This is a genomic window from Snodgrassella gandavensis (genome assembly GCF_914768025.1).
Taxonomy (GTDB): domain Bacteria; phylum Pseudomonadota; class Gammaproteobacteria; order Burkholderiales; family Neisseriaceae; genus Snodgrassella; species Snodgrassella gandavensis.
On the sequence record NZ_CAJZCE010000004.1, the window covers coordinates 83,379 to 98,742 of the forward strand.

The following is a 15,364-nucleotide window of genomic DNA, read 5'->3' on the forward strand; positions in this document are numbered from 1 at the left end:
TTGTTTGTTGTGACGGAGACGTTGGATTTAAGCGGCCTCGTTATGCTGTTCTGCTTGGAATAATCGTTACCACTATGTGTTGCTCTGTTCTGTGGTTGGTTACGCTATGAAGTAAGTTTGGGGATTTGGCTGTTATGTTGTGATTGGTTACCGGTACAAGCAGAGCAGGCTTTGGTGTTTGATGCGGAGATAGTCGGTGATTTGCGGTGAATGCCGGTAATGGTCTAGACAGTATTCTGGTGGTAATGTTTGTTTACAGGATGGTTGAATGTTGCTGAACACCGGTAATCCGAATAGTGGTATCTGGAGGCAGGGTAATGTGTTGTATAAATTTTGTCCTACAGCTATTTGTAGCCAAAAAATTTTATCGCTGAATAAGGTGAGTTTCTGAATAGTTGGCCATTGTTGCCGGGAAATATTTGCTGCTCAGATTCAAGGATGAAGCAATATAATTGTTAATTATGATTGTTTTGTAGCTATTCGTTTCTTATTTTATTCGTTTCCTGCAAGGCGGATTGAATTGAGTGTGTTGCCGGGTTTTTATTAAATTTTAGTAATTGGTAAATTTTTTTTATGTTTTACTTGATTTAGTTTGGTATTTACTTAACTATTGCTAAATCATTTAATACTTTTTTTGTTTAGTATAATTGTATATTTCTTATATAAGTTGGGTATATAATTATAACCTTTTAGTTGGTGTTTTCTGGAGTTTCAATTCTGAAAAACGCCTTTGCACACATTCAGAATAACTATGCTTAATAAAGATCAGTTTGCCGATAATCATTTTATACGTTCTATTATTGAGGATGACCTGCAAAGCGGGAAATGTCAGCGGGTGATGACTCGTTTTCCTCCTGAACCAAATGGATATCTGCATATTGGCCATGCTAAATCTATCTGTCTGAACTTTGGTTTGGCCTATATTTATGATGGTTTGTGTAATCTGCGCTTTGATGATACGAATCCTGAGAAGGAATCGGATGAGTATGTGCGCTCGATTAAGGAAGATGTGCAGTGGCTGGGGTTCCAGTGGAATGAAGAGCGTTTTGCTTCGGATTATTTCGAGCGTCTGTATGAGTATGCGTTGGAGCTGATTAAGGCTGGTAAGGCGTATGTGGACGATTTGGATGCGGAGGAAATGCGCCAGTATCGTGGTACGCTTACGGAGCCGGGTAAAAATAGTCCGTATCGTGAGCGTACGGTTGAGGAAAATCTGGATTTGTTTGCGCGTATGCGTAATGGTGAGTTTCCGGATGGCAGTAAAACGCTGCGGCTGAAAATTGATATGGCGGCGGGCAATGTTAATCTGCGTGACCCGGTGATTTACCGTATTCGCCGTGTACATCATCATCGTACCGGCGATAAATGGGTAATTTATCCGATGTATGATTATACGCATGCGATTTCAGATGCGATTGAAAATATTACGCATTCGCTGTGTACGCTGGAGTTTGAAGCACACCGGCCGTTGTACGATTGGGTGGTGGAAAATATTGAAATTGCGCATCATCCGCATCAGTATGAGTTTTCCCGGCTGGAACTGTTGTATTCGATTACTTCGAAGCGTAAGCTCAATCAGTTGGTGGTGCAGGATCATGTGTCTGGCTGGGACGACCCGCGCATGCCTACGATTTCGGGGATGCGCCGCCGTGGCTATACGCCGGAGGGGCTGCGCCTGTTTGCCAAACGGGTGGGTATTTCCAAGAGTGAAAATGTGGTGGACATGAGTGTGCTGGAAGGCGCGATTCGTGAAGACTTGGAAAGTGTGGCACCACGGATGATTGCGGTGCTCAATCCGATTAAGGTGGAGCTGATTAATTTTGATGAGGCGTTAACGCAAAGCCGTGAGGCGCCGTTTCATCCGCATCATCCGGAAATGGGTGAGCGCCTGATGCCGCTGACGGAAACGATTTATATTGAAGCAGATGATTTTGCGCTTGATCCTCCTAAAGGCTGGCAGCGCCTGACTCTGGGTGGTGAGGTACGCCTGCGCTATAGTTATGTGATTAAGTGTGAGGAAGTGGTGCAGGATGCATCTGGCCGGGTGGTATCGCTGAAATGTTCGATAGACCACGATACGCTTGCGTCTAAGCCGCAGGGGCGTAAGGTGAAAGGGGTTATTCACTGGCTGTCTACTGAGCATGCTGTATCGGCTAAAGTGCGTTTATACGACCGGTTGTTTACGGTTGAACGCCCTGATGCAGTGCGTGGTGATGATGGGCAGTATCGTGATTTTGTTGAGTTTCTGAATCCGGCATCGGTAACGGAAATTGATGCGCTGGTGGAACCAGTAGCGAATACGCTGGCACCGGAAACGCGCTATCAGTTTGAGCGTCTGGGCTATTTTGTGACTGACCGCTATGACCACAGTGCGGAAAATCCGGTATTTAACCGCACGGTAACTTTGCGTGATACGTGGCAGGCACAGGCAGAGAAGAAGTAATGGTGCTTGTGTTTGTGCAGAAAGCCGGCCTTTTATGGCCGGCTTTTTTACGTTAAATATTTGGCTGGGTAATTCGCTGGCTTGTTAAAATGAATTGAATGGTATTTTCTGGTGATTAGAGGCGGTGTGATGCGAGTAATTCCGGTGCGTGCTGGTTATCTGGCTAATTTACCGATGCTGCTGAGTATGGTGTTGGCAGCATGGTGGGTATGGTATACGGGCAATACGGCAGAGAGTACGGCGCTGTTTCTGGGGATTATTGCTGGCGGGCTGGTGGATTTGGATGATGGTTTCACCGGCCGTTTGCGCAATCTGTTTTTTACACTGGTGCATTTTTCGCTTGCAGCTACGGCGGTGCAGTGGACATTCGGGCATCCGCTGGGGTTTTCGTTGCTGATGGTGTGGGCGGCATTCAGTATGACGATGATGGGTGCAATTGATGTGCGTTACCGGACGATTGCCTTTGGTACGCTGCTGGTGATGCTGTATACGGTGCTGACTTATTTGCCGCATTTGCCGTGGTATACCAATCCGCTGATGCTGGTTTGTGGTACGTGTCTGTTTAGTATATGTACGCTGGTGCTGCATCTGTTGTTTCCAAACCGGCCGGTACAGGACAATTTGGCTGGTGCTTTTGCCAGATTGGCAGACTATATGCTGGTGAAAGCACAGTTTTTTGACCCCGATGAGGCCGATTTGCTCTCGGAAAGGGAGCTGGCGCTGGCAATGAAGAATACGGCCGTGATTGATGGGTTTAACCGCTGCCGTGCGGCGCTGTTTTATCGCTTGCGCCGGCAGCACCGTCAGCGTGGTATCGGGACGTTGCTGCAATATTATCTGACAGCACAGAATATCCATGAGCGAATTAGTTCGCGCCATGTGGATTATGTGACGCTGGCGCATAGGCTGGCGCACTCGGATTTGATTTACCGGATTCAGCGTCTGATTGTGTTGCAGGCGCAGGCTTGCCAGCAGATGAGTGAGTGTCTGCATGAGGATAAGCCCTATGTGTTTAATATAGTGCTTCAGCGTGCTGGTGAAGGGGTGCAGCAGGCGGTGGCACGTTATTGTGCTGAATATGGTACGGATGAGGATACGCCGGGTTTGCAGCAGCTAATTGCAAATATTCTAACGATTAATGAGCAATTACTCTGGCTGGAGCAGGTAAAGGCTGCCGGTGCTAAACAGGAGGCTGGCGATATGCAGATTGCCGGGCAGGATGTTGAACGGATACGCGATATTCTGCCGGCGTTAAAGACGCATTTTACTTTGCAGTCGAATGTGATGCGTCATGCAATCCGGCTGGCGATTCTAACGGCTGTGATTTGTGTGGTGGTTGAAAGCGGCCAGTTGAAGATGGGCTACTGGATTTTGCTCACGGGTGTGATTGTGTGCCAGCCGAACTATTCGGCAACTACTACTCGCTTGAAGCAGCGGATAATGGGTACGCTGCTTGGTGTGCTGGTGGGTTCGGTATTACCGTATTTTGTGCCTACGCTGGCTGGCCGGCTGGTTGTGGTGGTGGTGAGTACGGTGCTGTTTTTCGCATTCAGGCTACGCCGTTACAGTTTTTCTACCTTTTTTATTACGGTGCAGGTACTGGTGGGCTTTGCGATTATTGGTATGGATACGCAGTCGGCAATGCTGTCGCGTTTTGTGGATACGATTCTGGGCTCGGTGCTGGCGTGGTGTGCGGTATCGTGCCTGTGGCCGGACTGGCGCTATTTGACGCTGGGGCGGATTGCCAGACGTGCTTTATGCAGTGATGCTGTTTATCTGCGGCAGGTGGCACAACAGTTTCAGAACGGGCACTGTGATGATGTGGTTTATCGTGCTGCGCGGCGCAATGCGCATGAGCTGGCCGCTATGTTGAGTAATACTGTGGCGGATATGTCGCTGGAACCAAGGCGTTACGGGCAGCATCTGGTTGAGGGTAAAACTTTGTTGCAACTGAATTATGTGCTGCTTAGCTGTATTTCTGCACTGGGTGCGATTCGGATACAGGTAGACCGTGTGCAGCCGCTGTTGACGCCGGAGCGGGTACAGCACTGGTGTACGATTGCTGGTAGTCTGGCAGAGCTGATGACGCAAAACGCTGGTTATTCTGTGTTTCAGGCTGAATGGGAGGCCGTTGGCGAGCTGTTAAAGGTGCACAAGCCACAGCCGGATGATGATGTGGTGGAAAAGGTGTTATGGCGGCAATTGCAGCGGATTCATGTGCAGTTACCGTTGTATCGGCAGGCTCTACCGGCCGATACCTGAACCTACAGGCTAATGGCACTATGACTTGTAGAGTGGGCGGTTTAAAAGTCTGTCTAAAATAAAATAATTGTAGCGCATTTAACCCTTTTTCGATTATGCTGTTGGTAGTTTTCTTTAAAATTCAAGTATAAAGCACCTTTGTGGCTGCATGTTATAATCTTAAAGAATCATTTCAATGTTAATAATGAAAGGGTTACCATGACAGCACCGAATGAACAGAATGAGGGTTCTTCTCATGTACCGCCATTGATTCCTACCCAGAATGGAACACTGGAGTTACACGACATTACGATTATTGACCAGACTAAGCTTAGAAAGGCGATTTCTGCCGCTGCGCTGGGTAATGCCATGGAATGGTTTGACTTTGGCGTGTATGGTTTTGTGGCTTATGCGCTGGGGCAGGTGTTTTTTCCGTCTGCTTCTCCCAGTGTGCAGATGATTGCAGCATTGGGTACGTTTTCTGTACCGTTTCTGGTGCGCCCGTTGGGCGGGGTGTTTTTTGGTATTCTTGGTGACCGTTTTGGCCGGCAAAAGGTATTGTCGACCACGATTATTATTATGGCACTCAGTACTTTCTGTATTGGGCTGATACCATCGTATAACAGTATTGGCATCTGGGCACCGGTATTGTTGCTGCTGTGCAAGCTGGCGCAGGGATTTTCGGTGGGTGGTGAATATACTGGTGCAGCGATTTTTGTGGCGGAATATTCGCCCGACCGCCAGCGTGGTTTTCTGGGCAGTTTTCTGGATTTTGGTTCGATATGTGGCTTTGTGCTGGGCGCAGGGATAGTGGTTTTGCTGGAAAATATCATGGGTTCGGGGCATTTTCTCTCATGGGGCTGGCGCATTCCGTTTTTTCTGGCCGCACCTTTGGGTTTGCTCGGCTTGTATCTGCGTCATGCTGCTGAGGAAACACCGGCATTCCAGAAACATCTGGATATGATGGAAAAAGAAGAACAGGAAGAGGTGAGCAGTCGTCCGCGGGTTTCGTTTACGGAAATTGTGCGGCGCTTCTGGCGTACGCTGCTGGTAAGTGTGGGGCTGGTATTAACTACTAATATTACTTATTATATGCTGCTGACCTATATGCCCAGCTATCTGTCGCACAATATGCATTATGGTGAAGACCGCGGTGTGCTGATTATTATTGCGATTATGATTGGCATGATGTTTATGCAGCCGATTATCGGTTTTATGAGTGACAAAATCGGGCGCAAGCCGTTTGTTATCGGTGGTTCTGTTGCGCTGCTGGTTCTGGCCATTCCTTGCTTTCAATTGATTACCAGTGGCAAGGTAGGGCTGATTTTTCTTGGCCTGTTTATTCTGGCACTGATTCTGAATTGCTTTACTGGGGTGATGGCATCAACTTTACCGGCGCTGTTTCCTACGCGTATCCGCTACAGTGCGCTGGCCAGTGCTTTTAATATTGCGATTATTGTTGCTGGTTTAACGCCGACTATCGCCGCGGCACTGGTGGATGCCACTAATAATCTGTTTATTCCCGCCTATTATCTGATGGTGGTAGGGGGTATCGGGATTGTTACCGGTATTTATCTGAAAGAAACAGCTAACCGTCCATTACGTGGCGTCTCTCCTTCGGCTTCGAATAAAAAGGAAGCACGCGAGTTGCTGGCTGAGACGTATGAGCATATTGAGCAAAGTGTGGATGATATTGATGCAGCCATCGCCAACCTGCAGGAGCAGATACAGGCGCTGGAAAAACGCAAACAGCAGTATGTTGATTTGCATCCGAAAATGGAGTAATTAGTTCGGTATCCCTAGCTGAAATTTTAGCCACTAATGTTAGCCTGTTTGGGTTAATATTAGTGGTTTTTTTACATTCTGGTTTGCAATTTTATAGGAGGAAGAAAATATGGATAATCTGGAGTCAGGATTCAAAATCACCAAAGAATTTTTTGGGTTATCAGGGCTTATAAGCAATGTCATTGGTACAGCTATTGTAATATTCTATTGTTGTACAATAAGATTTTTTCCAGCAGGGTTGTCGGTAGGAGATGTATTATTTTGTTTATGCATATTTGCCATATTTGGAACTTTGTATATTTTTTTAGCTGGTACATTGCATATTGCTGGTAAATCAATTTTAATTTTATTGGAAAAGCAAATAGATACAAGATTTAAAGTTGTTATTTCCTATAATGATCGAAGCATGTCTCTTTTCTATGGTGTGATTGCACACATTCTGATTTTCTTTATTGCTTGTTGTATATCGATTCAATTATATAATTTAATTTCAGGTATAATTTTTTGGTTTACAAGCTATATAACAATTTTTATAATGTGTTTTATGGAAGTTATAATTCTTAAACCTGAAAAGAAAAGAATAAAAAATGAAGATGATAGTACATTTTATCTTCATATTTGGAAAATAAAAATTTCTATAAAGGTAGTTTTGAGAATAATAATATTTTTTATGCCTATGGCATTTGTTTTTGGTTGTTCGGTTTATCTAGTTAATATGAGTTTTTCTTTAATTGGCGTAAGACAATCTGATGTTACGATCTATTTGGATAAAAATTATCAAGATATATTTGATAATTATGAAAAAAAAGACCATTTTGATAAGATGAATTGTTCATCTGTATGTCAATTAGACCATATAAATATTTTGATGACCAATATTGGTACGAAAACTAAATTCCAAATTCCGGCTAAATCAGTTCATAATAAAACTAATAGTCCGATAGAATTCGAAGTGCCTAATGAGGCAATTAAAGGCGTTAGGAGCTAATAGAATTTTTATAATAATCAATTTTAAGTAGCAAATTATAAAATTCATAATCTAAATTAAAGTAGGAAATGAATCTGGCAGAGTTGATGAAACTGTGAAAAGAATATACCCGGCTCGTGGGATTAGCAGGTGCAGCAAGGGGTATGCTGGCGGTATTCGGTGGTTATGGTTTGTCTACGGAGTAGGGCCAGCATATTGATTAGATATGCCGGTACTATTTATTTGTCAGGGTTGTGATTTGGGCTTCCACTATGTTTAATGCAAAATATTTAATATTTTAGGGATAAATGAAAATGTCTTATCTGCTGTAATGCTACTTAAACATGAGGGTGGTTTTCGGCTTGATAGCTGTTTCTGTATGATGGGTAAATCAGGCATTGCCGGTATGGTTACGATTTTTCCTTGCTGATGTGGATAGGCTGTCTGGTATGGATATTTTTATGTGAATTTTTAAGAGTTGGTTGGTCTGGACAATGGAATTGGTTTTATCGGCATCTATTCTGGCTGCATTGCCCCCTTTGCCACAGGCAGATGCTGGCTGGGCAGTTTATTTGCTGTATTGTGCTAATGGTGCATTTTATTGCGGGATTACTAACCGGCCGGCACAACGCTGGCAGGCACACTGTTCGGGGAGTGGCGCCCGGTATACGCGTATGTATCCGCCACTTCAGATGCGTCTGGTTTGTGAGGGTATAACTAAAGCCGCAGCAGCACGATGTGAATATCGGCTAAAGCGGCTTAAGACAGCAGACAAGGCTGTTTTATGGCAATCGCTGGAGGATTTTTTACCCCAGACTTAATTTTTTGAACCAATTAAACAGCCAGATGGTATTGGCTTACATCAGTGCATCAAAATCTGAATCGGCAGAGGCTGGCGCAGTGGTAGCTGGAGCAGACCGTTTGGGATTAGCTGGTGTGGTGGTTGAGTGTGGCGGGGTGATGTTTTGTTTGGGTGCTTGATCTGCGTCTTCATCAACCTCAATACTATTACTTTCAGGGGCAATTTCCTGTTTTGGTTTGTTGTCTGTTATATCGATATACTTCAATTCAACAATTTCACCGATGCCGTTGGTCCATTGCAGTGAGCTCAGATTACCGCTAACTTTGGTTTTGCCGCCACTACAGGTTAGGCAGATTAAGGTGCTGGCCGGTTTGCTCAGGGCATTGTTCAAGCGTTTGTGGTTTACTTGTAGCTGATGTTGCTCTGCCCATGAGCTAATACTTTGGTTTAATAGTTTTTTGTTCAGGGTGCGCTTGTTATAGGGGTCTCGGTAAACGGCAATCCAGATGTCGTTTTGTGCATCGGTGTTTACTGAAGCCTGTTGGTAAATTACGGCGGCATCGGCACCGCTTTGTACGGCAGCGGCAAAATCCAGTGCATTCGGGCTGCGTAAACGGATACAGCCATGACTACGTACGCCGGGTACGCTGCTGGGTACGTTGGTGCCATGGATGCCCAAACCCAGACGAGGGGCACCAAGGCGGACAAATACGGGGCCAAGCGGGTTGTCGGGGCCGGGCGGTACAGATTTTTGTACGGTTTTACCGCTTGCTGCCATTTCTTTCTGGATGCTGAGCGGTATGTTCCAAGTAGGATTGGTGATTTTGGCACCAATCTTGTATTCACCCAGCGGTGTTTGTGTACTGGCTTTGCCTACTGTTATCGGGTAGGTTTTGATTAGTTTCCCATCCTGAAATAAAAATAGCCGCAGTTGTGGAATATTCAGGATGACCTGCTGCCCTTGACTGGGTACGGCATAGTCTGGCATTGGGATGGCAGCATATGCACTTGTCGATATGATGGTGGTAGTGAGTGCATAAAGTATTGGTTTCAACATTATTCTGAAAATCCGGTATGGCAATATGAATATAATCATAACGTAATTTGTCTGCAATGTGAGAAAATAAACGTAGTTAAGTTTATTTACGGCCATTTATCTGGCTTGAGGTTACGATTTGAAACAACGGTTTATAGCACAGGTTATTGACTGGAATCAGGAAGGGCGCGGTGTTGCCCGGGTAGACGGTAAAGCAGTTTTTATTGATGATGCTTTACCGGGTGAGGTGGTGGAGTGGCAGCCAGTGCGGGTGAAAAAATCCTATACTGAAGGCAGAATGAGCCGGGTGCTGATGCCTAGTAATGCGCGTGTACAACCGCCCTGTGAATATTATGAGCGTTGCGGTGGCTGTAATAGTCAGCATATTGAATTTACCACGCAGGTGGCGCTGAAACAGCGTGCCTGGCTGAATCAGATGCGCCGTTTGGGCAAGGTACAGCCAGATGAGCTGATGCCACCAATTTATGGGTTGCCCTGGCGTTATCGTGAACGGGTGCGTTTGCGCGCTGTGTATGAAGATGGCCAGTTAAAGCTGGGTTTTCAGGCCAGACAGACGCATGCGATTGTGGATATTGATGGTTGTCTGGTGTTGCCGGTGGTGCTGTCTGAGGCTTTGAAGCCGATTAAAGCTTTATTGCAAAGCTGGCCTGTAGGCAGTGTGGAAGGCATGATGCTGCATCAGGGTAATGCGGTTATTGCGCTTACTTTGCAGGTTTGCGGCGGGATAAGCCAGAAAATGCGGATGCAGGTGGATGGCTTACTGGCGCAGCTACAACGGCAAAGTGGTTGTGTATGGCAGTGGTGGTTACAGGTTGGCCGGACAACTACTTTGCAGTCGGCATCGGCGACACCGGTACTGGCTTATGGTTTATCTGAATATCAGCTTGAGATTCCGTATCAGCCAGAAGATTTTACGCAGGTTAATCAGGCTACTAATGAGCTGATGGTACAGCGTGCCATGCAGTGGTTGCAGCCGCAGGCTGGCGAGCGGATTATCGACTGGTTTTGCGGGTTGGGTAATTTTAGTTTGCCGATTGCACGGATGCAGGCAGATGTGGTTGGTGTGGAAGGTATGGCGGCTATGTGTCAGCGTGCCGGTAGTAATGCGCAACGCAATGGGCTAGCACAGTTGGCTCGTTTTCAGCAGGCTGATCTTTTTGCTATGAATGGGCAGCGTCTGCGCCGGTTTGGTTATGCGCACAAATGGCTGCTCGACCCGCCAAGAGCGGGTGCTCAGGCTTTAATATTGGCTTTAAATGAACTGGAAGACCGGCAACTGCCGAGCAGGATTGTATATGTTTCCTGTGACCCGGCAACACTGGCACGTGACGCTGGCTTGCTGGTTAAGCGTGGCTATCTGTATCGTGCCGGCGGTATTATGAATCTGTTTGCACAAACTGCGCATGTTGAATCTATGGCAGTATTTGACTGGCGATAAAAGGTATTGGTTGGTTGCCAGTTAGATAAGCAGGATTATCTGGTTAAAAATATACGTGAATCTGCGAATATTGTTTCTTCTGAGGCAATAATATTTTTACTCTGCGGAATTTTGCTGTTTTGGTATTCACGTTAATATAGTTGCCATTAGATAAATGTTTTAGAGGAGTTTATTCATGAACAGATTAGCCGGTATTTTGATGGCAACTTTGCTGGGCATCGCTGTTCCAGCTATGGCTGCGAATTATAAAATTGAGCCATTGCATACCAATGCGCGCTTTACGCTCGACCATTTTGCCACTTCTAGTAATGTGGGTGGTTTTTATAATCTTAATGGTGAGCTACAATATGATGCAGGTGCGAAAACCGGTGCTGTAGATATTACTATTCCGCTCAGTACTTTGGATACTGGTCGCAGTGAGTTCACTAAGCATCTGCAAAGTAAGCCCTTTTTTAATGTTGCTCAATATCCGATTATGCATTTTGTATCTCATAACTGGAGTTTTGATAAAGAGGGTAAGGTTAGAGCCTTACGTGGCCAGTTAACTATGGTTGGACAAACACATCCGGTTACTTTACGAGCCACCAAATTTAATTGTTATAAAAGCCCGATGAATCAGTCTCAGGTTTGTGGTGGTGATTTTGAGGCTGTGATTGACCGCTCACAGTGGGGAATTAATGAATATCTGACAGCTATGCCAGCCAGTCGATATGTTAAGTTGAATATTCAGATTGAGGCGATTAAACAATAAAATTAATTGTTTTTTTTACACGGATTATCTGTTTCGTTAGCAGATAATCCGTTTTGCTGTTCAGTATGATCATTTTTGGGTTGAAATTTCGGTATGATGCTGATAGTAGACATTAAAGATGATGAATAGCTTTGCTGGATATAATGTTCTCAATTTAGTTATTTTTGCAGATATTGTGGTATTGTTCGTATATGGATCCGAATGTTTTTCATTAATGTATTTCGAATATTATGGCTAGGGTCGTGCCTGAGTAATCAATTTTGTACCGTTAATAGGGAGAGTGGAGGGGCTTATGTGGTGCATCAGAAAATTTAATGAACTTTCGTCACGTGATTTTTATAGTATTGCGCGCTTGCGTATTGATACTTTTATGGTAGAGCAACAGCGGATTTACCATGAGCTGGATGAGTGGGATTTACTGGCCAAGCATGTTTATTACCAGCGTGATGGGCAGATACTGGCCTATGCGCGTATGTTTCTGGCCGGCACTTACTTTACTTTTAGCCGGTTTGTGATGCATCCGTGTGTTCGTAGTACTGGGCTGGGGGATCTGTTGATTAAGTTAATCGTGCATAATGCGCAGAAGAATTATGCTGAATATCCAATCAAAATAGAGGCAAATCGTCAGGTACTTAAATTTTATCAGCGCCATGGTTTTCAAATACAGGGAGCGCCGTATATCTCCGACGGGATACCCTATGTGCAGATGTTGTATCAGCCACAGTAATAGAACGATACAGAGTATATCGGGTTAATGCGGGCTGAATGTGGTATTAGTAGCTTGTTGGCAGGATGATTTATATATGATAAATAAATAAAAACCGGTACGTTTGTACCGGTTTTGTTTGGGCGCAAATTTTATTCGTTCAGATTAATGCCATTTTTTTGCAATAACTGATTGATTTGCTCTTGTACTTTTTGCTGTTTGGCCTGTTCACGCAACTGGTCTTTAATCTGATCAAAAGCGGGTGCGTTAGGTGCCTGACGCATACCGGCCAGTTTCAGCAGAATGTGATGCTCGTTAATGGTGATAACGTTAGGTGAAATCTGCCCGTTTTTTAATTGTGAAGCTAACTGGGCAAAATCAGGTGGCAATTGTTGCGGGAGTATCCAATTGCTGGCTGGTGCTTCTGGGTTAACCTGTTTGAGCAATGTTTCATAAGGCAAACCTTTTCTCAGCTTGGTTAAACCTTCTTCAGCAGCTTCTTTGTTTGGGAAAACAATAGGCAGTAAATTGATTTCCTGACTAACCTGCTCGTATTGCCGGCGCAAATCTCTGTCATTTACTTCAATGCTGGCCGCCAGATGCTCTACATATTGAGCCGCGTAGAATTGTGCCTGTACATTTTGCCACGCTGCCTGAGTATCAGGCTGTTTATCCAGCCCGGCCTTAATGGCTTCGGCTTTTAATATTTCAGCCGTTTGCAGGCGCACGGTAATTTCTTTCTGAATCTCGGCTTTATTCGGTGCAGGAGCACCCGGCTGGGCTTGCATCTGACGCTCAAACTGCTTGAGCATGACGTTAATACGCTGGTTGTCAATTTTGGGTGCGTCGGCAAAAGCGAGCCCGGCGGACATGATACTTAAGCTGGCCAGCCAGGTAATGCTTTTTTTCATGTTGAGTATTCCTTATTTTCTGTCGTGATTAATAATCGTCAGAATAAAGTTATTATTTAATGCTGGCGCTTTTGTAAAGCTGGTCAATGGCACGAGCCATTGCAGCGCTTTGCATGCGGCGTGACAGGATAGGTTCCATTTCTTTTTGGGTTGGCAGTTTAACGTTGCGCTTGTCGTTTATGTAGAACACAGCGTAAATATTGCCGTTACCTTGCACCGGTGTTGTGGTGTACTGGCCTTTTTTCAGGTCTTTAATTGCGTTGAAAACCGGAGGAGCACTTTCCTGTAGGTCTTTGATGGCAACATAGCCTTTAGGGATGCCGCCATTTTCACGACCAGCCGGGTCAATGGTGTACTCTTTAGCTACTGTGGCAAAGCTTTTTTTCGCCTGTAATTGAGCAATTGCTTTCTTGGCTGTGTCGGCGTCGCGGGTGAGGATTTCACCTAATTGTATTTCCTGAGTACCGCTGTAGTATTTCACCATGTCATTGTAGGCACTGCGTACATCTTCAGGTTTTACCGGATTGTTTTTAACCACGTTGGCCAGATAGGCTTGTGTCAGTAAATTGTCTTTGAAGAAAGCCCATTCTTCTTTGAAACCGGGTTTTTTATCATCACCCAGACGTTTGGCTTCCGCTTCCGCTTGGCTCAGGGCATTCAAATATTCAGGGTCATTGTTCAGATTCTGTTTTTTTGCGGCCTGAATCAGCAAAGCACGGGTTATGAGACGGCTAGTGATGCTTTTACGCAACTCGGGCGAGTCCTGAATCTGATTCTGGCTTTCCTGAACCAGTATAGCTACCTGATTATCAACTTCTTTACTGTCAATTTTGGTTCCATTAACAGTAGCTACAGTCTGGGCAGCGGCAATGCCGGTTAATCCGAGCGTGATTGCAGCAGCAATTAGTTGTTTTTTCATAGTTATCTCTCTTTAGAGTGGATAGGAATGGATTATTGCATTACATATTCGCTGTTGGTACATGCCTTGATGCTTAAGGCATGAATGGTATTTGCCTTGAATAAATCTTCAAGTAGCTGATGAACTTTACGCTGCCGAGCCAGGCGTGATAGGCCGGTAAAGGCATCGCTGACAATCAGCAGGCGATAATGTCCGCCGCCGCGATGGCCTTTATGCCCAGCATGCAAATGGCTGTCGTCTATCAGTTCCAGCTGCAGTGGTGCCAGCGGTTGCAGGCGTGTGCGAATGGCAGTCTGAATATCAGTCATTAGGTAAGACTTTTTTAAAGGGACGAATCAAGATTTCTTCATAAACCCCGGCATCCACATAAGGATCTTGTTCTGCCCATGCCTGTGCTTCATCCAGCGAGTCGAAGTCTGCAATCACCAGACTGCCGGAAAAATGACTGTCATCATCAGGCAGCGGATTTGGGCCGGCCAGAATCAAACGATTTTGTGCCTGTAATTCCTGTAAACGTGCCAGATGTCTGGGTCGTGCTTTGATACGTGCTTCATGACTGTTATCGGCGTCAGTAGCCATTAACATAAACAGCATTACAACTTATCCTTTTTAAGATTGGTTTTAATATATGGGCTGATGTAAATAGATTGTGCTATGGTAAAAAGAACAATTATTGTCATACTGCCAAAGAGTTTGTAGTTTACCCAAACTTGCTCAGAGAAGTTTAAGAATACCCACAAATTAAGTGCACCCAGACCCAGCAGAAAAATAACCCAAGCATAGGTAAGTTTTCGCCAGACAGTTTCCGGTAGCGTAATTTCCTTACCAATCGTGCTTTTCAGTGCATTTTTATTGCACATATGCGAACCCAGCAAGCCAACAGCCATAACCCAGAATAGTATTGTAGGTTTCCATTTAATAAAGCGTGGATCTTTGAAAAAGATAGTTGCACCGCCCATTACCACAACCAGTAACAGGCTGACCCATTGCATGGTTTGCAGGCGACGATATTTAAACAGGCACCACGCAGCCTGAATAATGCCGGCAACAATAGCCACTTCAGTGGCAAGGATAATATTTTTGGTTAAAACGTAGGTAGCAAAGAAAAGAATAACTACCAAGAATTCAAATACTGCTTTCATTATTAGGACTGGATATCTGTTTTTCTAGTTTGGGTTAATAAAAGATGTGAGATAGTTGCCATGATACCCTGAGTTTTTACAATTGGCACCTGTTAAAGCAATGTGTTAAACAAAATTTAACTTTTGTTGTATATTGTTTTCCGGCTTTTCTAGCATTGATGCGTCTGAAAATATCCACAGTTATGGGTACTTTGAAAGCAAA

Annotated in this window: 14 protein-coding genes; 8 read left to right on the forward strand and 6 right to left on the reverse strand. The window is 44.9% G+C overall.

What is annotated here, in order from left to right:
* Positions 1-751: 751 nt before the first annotated feature.
* The 5 genes from MJ764_RS04580 to MJ764_RS04600 all read left to right on the forward strand — a co-directional run bounded on the left by MJ764_RS04580 (position 752) and on the right by MJ764_RS04600 (position 8,257).
* On the forward strand, positions 752-2,443 hold the full coding sequence (locus tag MJ764_RS04580; protein ID WP_239325031.1) for a glutamine--tRNA ligase/YqeY domain fusion protein: 1,692 nt from the start codon (positions 752-754) through the stop codon (positions 2,441-2,443).
* A gap of 129 nt (positions 2,444-2,572) precedes the next feature.
* Positions 2,573-4,705 (forward strand): YccS family putative transporter, encoded by a 2,133-nt coding sequence (gene yccS / locus MJ764_RS04585; protein ID WP_239325032.1) that lies wholly within the window; start codon positions 2,573-2,575, stop codon positions 4,703-4,705.
* 198 nt (positions 4,706-4,903) lie between these two features.
* A complete protein-coding gene (proP, locus tag MJ764_RS04590) occupies positions 4,904-6,469 on the forward strand; it encodes a glycine betaine/L-proline transporter ProP (RefSeq protein ID WP_239325034.1) in 1,566 nt (521 codons plus the stop codon).
* A 109-nt stretch (positions 6,470-6,578) separates the two neighbouring features.
* Complete coding sequence (locus tag MJ764_RS04595) at positions 6,579-7,457, forward strand: hypothetical protein (RefSeq protein WP_239325035.1); 879 nt, start codon at positions 6,579-6,581, stop codon at positions 7,455-7,457.
* Positions 7,458-7,930: 473 nt separating this feature from the next.
* Positions 7,931-8,257 (forward strand): GIY-YIG nuclease family protein, encoded by a 327-nt coding sequence (locus MJ764_RS04600; RefSeq protein ID WP_239325037.1) that lies wholly within the window; start codon positions 7,931-7,933, stop codon positions 8,255-8,257.
* A gap of 36 nt (positions 8,258-8,293) precedes the next feature.
* Here MJ764_RS04600 and MJ764_RS04605 read toward each other — a convergent pair whose 3' ends face one another.
* Positions 8,294-9,295, reverse strand: coding sequence for a L,D-transpeptidase (locus tag MJ764_RS04605; protein WP_239325038.1), 1,002 nt, complete (start codon positions 9,293-9,295; stop codon positions 8,294-8,296).
* A 118-nt stretch (positions 9,296-9,413) separates the two neighbouring features.
* Between MJ764_RS04605 and rlmD the strand changes: the two genes are divergently transcribed.
* From rlmD to MJ764_RS04620, 3 genes are all read left to right on the forward strand, one after another.
* Complete coding sequence (gene rlmD / locus MJ764_RS04610; RefSeq protein ID WP_239325039.1) at positions 9,414-10,733, forward strand: 23S rRNA (uracil(1939)-C(5))-methyltransferase RlmD; 1,320 nt, start codon at positions 9,414-9,416, stop codon at positions 10,731-10,733.
* 175 nt (positions 10,734-10,908) lie between these two features.
* On the forward strand, positions 10,909-11,484 hold the full coding sequence (locus tag MJ764_RS04615; RefSeq protein WP_239325041.1) for a YceI family protein: 576 nt from the start codon (positions 10,909-10,911) through the stop codon (positions 11,482-11,484).
* Positions 11,485-11,776: 292 nt separating this feature from the next.
* Complete coding sequence (locus tag MJ764_RS04620) at positions 11,777-12,211, forward strand: GNAT family N-acetyltransferase (protein ID WP_239325043.1); 435 nt, start codon at positions 11,777-11,779, stop codon at positions 12,209-12,211.
* 131 nt (positions 12,212-12,342) lie between these two features.
* Here the strand turns inward: MJ764_RS04620 and MJ764_RS04625 are convergent, their stop codons facing one another.
* Genes MJ764_RS04625 through MJ764_RS04645 form a run of 5 tightly spaced genes read right to left on the reverse strand, consistent with a single transcriptional unit; the run spans position 12,343 to position 15,162 of the window.
* Entirely contained in the window at positions 12,343-13,101 is a 759-nt protein-coding gene (locus MJ764_RS04625; protein WP_239325044.1) for a peptidylprolyl isomerase, read from the reverse strand.
* Between the two features lie 52 nt (positions 13,102-13,153).
* Positions 13,154-14,020 (reverse strand): SurA N-terminal domain-containing protein, encoded by an 867-nt coding sequence (locus MJ764_RS04630; protein WP_239325046.1) that lies wholly within the window; start codon positions 14,018-14,020, stop codon positions 13,154-13,156.
* Between the two features lie 32 nt (positions 14,021-14,052).
* The gene (locus tag MJ764_RS04635; RefSeq protein WP_239325047.1) at positions 14,053-14,328 is read right to left on the reverse strand and encodes a BolA family protein; all 276 of its coding nucleotides are present in this window, start codon (positions 14,326-14,328) and stop codon (positions 14,053-14,055) included.
* The gene (locus MJ764_RS04640) at positions 14,321-14,614 is read right to left on the reverse strand and encodes a YciI family protein (RefSeq protein WP_239325049.1); all 294 of its coding nucleotides are present in this window, start codon (positions 14,612-14,614) and stop codon (positions 14,321-14,323) included. The genes MJ764_RS04635 and MJ764_RS04640 overlap by 8 nt, the downstream gene beginning before the upstream one ends.
* Entirely contained in the window at positions 14,614-15,162 is a 549-nt protein-coding gene (locus MJ764_RS04645) for a septation protein A (protein ID WP_239325050.1), read from the reverse strand. The genes MJ764_RS04640 and MJ764_RS04645 overlap by 1 nt, the downstream gene beginning before the upstream one ends.
* Positions 15,163-15,364 lie beyond the last annotated feature (202 nt).

Coding starts and splice junctions, on each gene's coding strand:
- MJ764_RS04580 (WP_239325031.1), top strand. CDS start 752: ATGCTTAATAAAGATCAGTTTGCCGATAATCATTTTATACGTTCTATT.
- yccS (WP_239325032.1), top strand. CDS start 2,573: ATGCGAGTAATTCCGGTGCGTGCTGGTTATCTGGCTAATTTACCGATG.
- proP (WP_239325034.1), top strand. CDS start 4,904: ATGACAGCACCGAATGAACAGAATGAGGGTTCTTCTCATGTACCGCCA.
- MJ764_RS04595 (WP_239325035.1), top strand. CDS start 6,579: ATGGATAATCTGGAGTCAGGATTCAAAATCACCAAAGAATTTTTTGGG.
- MJ764_RS04600 (WP_239325037.1), top strand. CDS start 7,931: ATGGAATTGGTTTTATCGGCATCTATTCTGGCTGCATTGCCCCCTTTG.
- MJ764_RS04605 (WP_239325038.1), bottom strand. CDS start 9,295: ATGTTGAAACCAATACTTTATGCACTCACTACCACCATCATATCGACA.
- MJ764_RS04615 (WP_239325041.1), top strand. CDS start 10,909: ATGAACAGATTAGCCGGTATTTTGATGGCAACTTTGCTGGGCATCGCT.
- MJ764_RS04620 (WP_239325043.1), top strand. CDS start 11,777: ATGTGGTGCATCAGAAAATTTAATGAACTTTCGTCACGTGATTTTTAT.
- MJ764_RS04625 (WP_239325044.1), bottom strand. CDS start 13,101: ATGAAAAAAAGCATTACCTGGCTGGCCAGCTTAAGTATCATGTCCGCC.
- MJ764_RS04630 (WP_239325046.1), bottom strand. CDS start 14,020: ATGAAAAAACAACTAATTGCTGCTGCAATCACGCTCGGATTAACCGGC.
- MJ764_RS04635 (WP_239325047.1), bottom strand. CDS start 14,328: ATGACTGATATTCAGACTGCCATTCGCACACGCCTGCAACCGCTGGCA.
- MJ764_RS04640 (WP_239325049.1), bottom strand. CDS start 14,614: ATGCTGTTTATGTTAATGGCTACTGACGCCGATAACAGTCATGAAGCA.
- MJ764_RS04645 (WP_239325050.1), bottom strand. CDS start 15,162: ATGAAAGCAGTATTTGAATTCTTGGTAGTTATTCTTTTCTTTGCTACC.